The organism is Desulfobulbus alkaliphilus, from assembly GCF_016918545.1.
In the GTDB taxonomy this organism is placed as follows: domain Bacteria; phylum Desulfobacterota; class Desulfobulbia; order Desulfobulbales; family Desulfobulbaceae; genus Desulfobulbus; species Desulfobulbus alkaliphilus.
On the sequence record NZ_JAFFQC010000449.1, the window covers coordinates 1 to 382 of the forward strand.

Here is a 382-nt window from a genome sequence, read left to right on the forward strand (position 1 = left end):
ATCCAATGGCGTTCTGATCTCGACGGACGCCGACACGCGGCCGCCGCCGAACTGGCTGTCCGCCAATCTCGCCGCCATCGCGGATGGAGCGGATCTGGTGGGCGGACGGCTGGTGCTGGATGAAGCGGCACCGATCTCGGCGGATGTCGCGGCTCTGCGGCGACTATGGGACGCCTACTGGCGTGAAGTTCGCATGATTGAGGACGAGATCGACCCTTCGCCACATGATCCGGCCCCTCGGCATGGCGATCACACCGGGGCCAGCCTCGCCATCACGGCGGCGGCCTATCTGTCAGCCGGCGGCGTGCCGGAACAGCCGACGGGTGAGGATCGGGCGCTTGTGATCGCCGCTCAGGCGCAGGGGGCCCGGCTTGTGCATCCC

At 68.3% G+C, this 382-nt stretch carries 1 protein-coding gene; it reads left to right on the forward strand.

Annotation, left to right across the window (positions count from 1 at the left end):
• Nucleotides 1-382 (forward strand): glycosyltransferase family protein (locus tag JWG43_RS21250; RefSeq protein WP_205244515.1); only part of this gene is annotated, 382 nt, incomplete at both ends.